General features: G+C 25.6%; 3 protein-coding genes and 1 pseudogene. All 4 read right to left on the reverse strand.

Translation table 11 applies throughout. From position 1 onward, the window contains the following. On the reverse strand, positions 1 to 403 hold a 403-nt coding region (locus tag RI68_RS01715), incomplete at its 3' end, for a CHC2 zinc finger domain-containing protein (protein WP_017193534.1). Between the two features lie 599 nt (positions 404 to 1,002). Further along, positions 1,003 to 1,614, reverse strand: a complete 612-nt coding sequence (locus RI68_RS01720) for a hypothetical protein (RefSeq protein WP_017193535.1) — start codon at positions 1,612 to 1,614, stop codon at positions 1,003 to 1,005. Next, positions 1,589 to 2,233, reverse strand: a complete 645-nt coding sequence (locus RI68_RS01725; RefSeq protein WP_017193536.1) for a Panacea domain-containing protein — start codon at positions 2,231 to 2,233, stop codon at positions 1,589 to 1,591. The genes RI68_RS01720 and RI68_RS01725 overlap by 26 nt, the downstream gene beginning before the upstream one ends. A 21-nt stretch (positions 2,234 to 2,254) precedes the next feature. After that, a pseudogene (locus RI68_RS04320) lies at positions 2,255 to 3,073 on the reverse strand (DnaB-like helicase C-terminal domain-containing protein); the annotation flags it as partial.

Below are 3,073 nucleotides of genomic sequence, written 5' to 3' on the forward strand. Positions count from 1 at the left end.
TATTAATTTCCTGTTCGTCAACTGGTTGTTTTGGTTTCATTGGATGATATGGTTGATTAAAAGGGTTAATAGTTATTTTCGTTATTTCTTTTTCTTGTTGGATTAAAGTTTTAAATTTAAAAGAATTCATAAATCTTGCTATTCTTTGAATCGCTTCATGAAAAGATTTAATCTGACGGATCGCCATATAAACATCAATCAAATCAAAATCTTTTCCGCATTTCCAACAATGAATTTTATTAGTAGAAGTGAAATGACAACAAGTGGGATTTTTTCCTTGATGAAGGGGACAAGGAAAACGATGGTTGATGTTAAAGTTTGGTGGTATTATATTTAATTTTTTTAATAAAACAGACATGGGTAAATGAGTTCGAATGTATTTTATTTTATCTTGATAATTCATTGAGTTTTCTCCTTTTCCTTGACAAAATAAGATAAAAAAAAGACTCTAAATAATTAGAGTCTTTTAAAATTTTATTAGTAAATTATGTTATGCTTAAAACAAGCACCTTTTTAAAGGTGCGTCAATTTTGATCCCTTTCAAAAGGTGCAATTACCCAAAAGAAAGGAAATGATTTCATGATTAAAATAAAAATAACGGTGATAAATAACACCGTTATAATAGAAATAGAGCCTCCGCCGAGGCTCTATTTTTTTACCCAAAAAAATGTGATTTCATGATGCCCTCATAAGTTGTTTAAACCAACTCCCAACGAAGGTCATTTTTATTATAACAAAAAAAATTAATTAAATCATTTTTTTAATAAAACTGACATGGGGAAATGAGTTCGGATGTGTTTTATTTTTTCTTGATAATTCATTGAGTTTTCTCCTAACGATATATGTTGTTATTTAAAAACAAAAAAAGCCACTTGAAAGTGGCTGCGGAAATAGGTATAAAAAAAGACTCTCATTTGAGAGTCTGGTAAAAATTGGTTTTTAATGAGTTATATTTTAAAAAAATATATCGAAAGAAAATTAAATAATTTTGTTTTTTTGTCTTTATTTTTGAGATTTAGAATAATTAAAATCATAAAAAAAATAATAAATACAAATATGAATATATAAATCCAATCTAGGGTATTTTTTTATTTTTACCTTTAAAATCCAAACTTTATTTTTATATTTTTCCTGTAAATCAATTAATTTCCCTTGAATACTTTGTTTTTTAATAACTTCTTTGATTTCTTCAAAAATTGTTATTGGTTCAAAATTTTCTTTTAATACAAATAAAATTAACGAAATTTTATCATCTTCATCAGTTATATTGTAAATTAATTGATTAAATTTATTTTTACTTCTAACTGAAATTGAATGATTATCATTTAACACGAAACATTCTGCTACATATTTTTTATTATTTAAAAAATTTATAATAATATCAGTTTTACCATGATTATTTTGTGCTTCAACATTAACTAAACCTTCAAACGGTGAAGGATAACTATTTAAAATTAAAGCAATATTATCTCTATAATTAGACTCTATATCTAGGGGATTGCTATTGTTTGTTTTTTTTAAATTTTTATATCTTTGAATGTTACTACAAATACTATGAATTGTTTTAATTATTTCTTCAAAATTTTTATTATTTAACTCTTTCAATTTTGTCATTTTGAAAAAAATTATTTTCTTTCTTTTGCTCTTTTGCAAAAAATTCTTTTAAAAGTTGATGAGTAATAATATTATTTTTCCATTTTTTACGTGGATTGTAAGTGATTTTCCAAGGTTGTTCGTTGTGGGTATTTACACTCAAATTATAAGAACTTAAATTAATATAATTATTAAGAGTTTTTTTTATAAATTCTTGAGTTTCTTGATTTATTTCGTTACCAGTCTTTCCTTCACAAATATAATTGTTGGGAATTGGATTATTTACAAAATTAAAAAATTCACCATAAATATGAGGAATAACAGGGCCAAACATCCAAGCTTCGATAGGTTCTAAAAAAAGTGGTTTATTATATTTAGCAATATAATGACCTTGAATGTAATATAATAATTTATTAATTTTCATGTTAGTAATTTTATATTTATCAGCATCAAAATGTTTGAGTAAATAGTTAACAACGTCAAAAACATTAACTTGTTCGTTGTTAGGGTTGATCGATGTTTTCACATTTATTTCCTTTCTATTCTTTATACTATGTAGTTTAACATTTTTTTTGATGATTTTTAATTGTTTTTCGATTGATTTAATGTTTTTTATGATTTGATTAATTTTGTTATTCATTTTTTTCTCCTTTTTTGGTTTTTAATAACTTTCTAATGAATAAGGTAAAATATAACCGATTTCTTGGAATGTTTGTGTCGTCATTTCAAAGTGATAAACTAAGTTCTTTTTGGTGCCACTCCGATTCTTTTTAATCGATAATTCAATGATTTTTTGAGATTCGTTGTTTTTTGATGCTAAATATAATTGATTACAATTTTGATTATAGATATTTAAAGGTTTTTCTTGGTCTTTGGATAGTTTGGGTTGGAATTCCGACATTATTAAGACGATATCTGAGTTAGTTTCGATGCCGCCACTTCCTTTTAAAGCGGTGATTTCAGGCGATTTACCTTGGTAATGGCTATAAGTATCTCTAGAAAATTGTGAGAGAATGATAATAACAAGGTTTAATTCTATGGCTAATTGTTTGAGTTTCGTCATGATTTCGTCAATAGCTAAACGGTCGTTTTCTAAATGATTACTATAGTAATTTGGAGATGGTCAATAACGATCATTTCTACTTGTTTTTCTAAATAAAGGCGATAAACTAAATCAATGATATAATCAATTTTTTTACCTTGATCATAACTAAATGATAAGTTAAGCTGGGAAAAGAATTGTTGAGCGTCATTCATCCTTTCCATGTAGGTATGTTGAGTGATGTTTGAGTCTTCCCAATTTTTATCTAAAATAACATCTAAGGGAATTTGAGTTTGGTGGGCTAATAAACGACTTAAATTTTCTTCTAAGGTCATTTCATAAGAAAAAACTAACATGTGAGGGTAATAGGAGCTTTCTTGGTGTTTGGTTTTAGTGATATCTAAAAGAAGATTATAAACAAAAGTGGTTTTTCCTAAA

Source organism: Vaccinium witches'-broom phytoplasma str. VAC, from assembly GCF_000309405.1.
Classification (GTDB): domain Bacteria; phylum Bacillota_I; class Bacilli_A; order Acholeplasmatales; family Acholeplasmataceae; genus Phytoplasma.